The sequence below is a fragment of the Nocardioides terrigena genome (assembly GCF_003047265.1).
GTDB lineage: Bacteria > Actinomycetota > Actinomycetes > Propionibacteriales > Nocardioidaceae > Nocardioides > Nocardioides terrigena.
On record NZ_PZYY01000028.1, the window covers coordinates 1 to 1,347 of the forward strand.

Annotated in this window: 1 protein-coding gene; it reads right to left on the reverse strand. The window is 67.6% G+C overall.

The genetic code is table 11. From position 1 onward, the window contains the following. Positions 1 to 42: 42 nt before the first annotated feature. A complete protein-coding gene (locus DAE25_RS22605; RefSeq protein WP_159083930.1) occupies positions 43 to 1,242 on the reverse strand; it encodes an integrase core domain-containing protein in 1,200 nt (399 codons plus the stop codon). Positions 1,243 to 1,347: the final 105 nt, after the last annotated feature.

Below are 1,347 nucleotides of genomic sequence, written 5' to 3' on the forward strand. Positions count from 1 at the left end.
TGTCATGTCTCGGGTTTGTCCGGACAGAGTTGATGTCTCAGGTCAGTCTGGACACTTCGGTGGTGGGCGTCTACGGCCGCGGGGTCGGCCGTTGCTGTAGTAGGTCTTGCCTGGGATCAGGACGAGTGAGCGGATGTGGAGTCCGTCGGCGCCGAAGATGTTCAGGCTCGAGTTGCTGGTGATCACGGTGACTTGGGTTCCGGCGTGTTCGTAGCCGAGCTGGATCGCGATGTCCTTGACCGAGATCTTGCCGTTGCGGGCCACGCGACGGGTCTCGGCCTTCACGGGCCGGGCGGGGATCACGGGGTCGGGTGCCTCGGGGGCGATGGCGAGGGGGTCGTGGGTCAGGACCTGGGCCGGGGTGCGCATGTTCAGCGACTGGTGGGGGCGGTGGTGGTTGTAGCGGTCGTCGAACTCCTCGACGAGGTGCTGCAGGTCCGTACGGGTCGCAGCGGGTGGCCTGGCGCGTAGCCAACGTTGCAGGGTCTGATGGACGCGTTCGTCCTTGCCCTGGGTCTGGGGGTGTCGGGGCCTGCCTGTGATGGGCCGACACCCCAGGCTGGTGAGCAGGGCGACCAGCTGGGTCTGGCGTCCGAGCCGGTCGCGGTTGAATGCGGTGCCGTTGTCGCTGAGCAGCAGGCAGGGGACCTGGAACCGTTCGATCCCGGTGCTCACCACGGTGATCGCATCGGCAGAGCGTTCCCCGGGTGCGACGTGGGAGGCGATCAGGTAGCGGGAGTGGTCGTCGAGGAGTTGGAAGATCACGCACGTGGACCCGTCGGCCAGGGCCCACTCGAACGCGTCGAGCTGCCAGCACTCGTGGACGCGGGCGAACTCGAAGCGGCGATACGAGGACCGGGGACGTTTCTGTGGCTGGGCGACGACCATGCCGTGGCGGGTGAAGATCCGTGCCAGGGTCGACGCGGCCGGTGCCGCGACACCGAGTTTTTGGAGCTCATGGCGCACCGACAGGGGGCCGTGGTCCCACCCGTCGTCGGCGAGCTCCTTGCGGATCCGTACCGCGAGCTCCTCGACCTCGGACGGGATCGCCTGAGGGTGTCTCGCCGCCGCCGCCGGCGTGCGTGGCCGGGGCTGCATCGCGGCCACGGCGCCCTGCGACCTGGCCCGAGCTCGGACGTCGTAGAACCACGCACGAGACACCCCGTGCTCCTCGACGAACCGGGCCACTGCACCGCGAGGAGCGTTCTCAGGCCACGTCACGACCAGACTGCGCACGTCCATCGGAACCACCCTGTCTGCCATGGACGCACCATGCGCTCACAGCGGGTCAAAGTGTCCGGACGAACCCGAGACAGAACTGTCCATACCGACACAAGTCAGGACAAC

Excerpts from the sequence above, each read along its gene's own strand:
- DAE25_RS22605 (WP_159083930.1), bottom strand. The coding sequence starts at position 1,242 with ATGGACGTGCGCAGTCTGGTCGTGACGTGGCCTGAGAACGCTCCTCGC.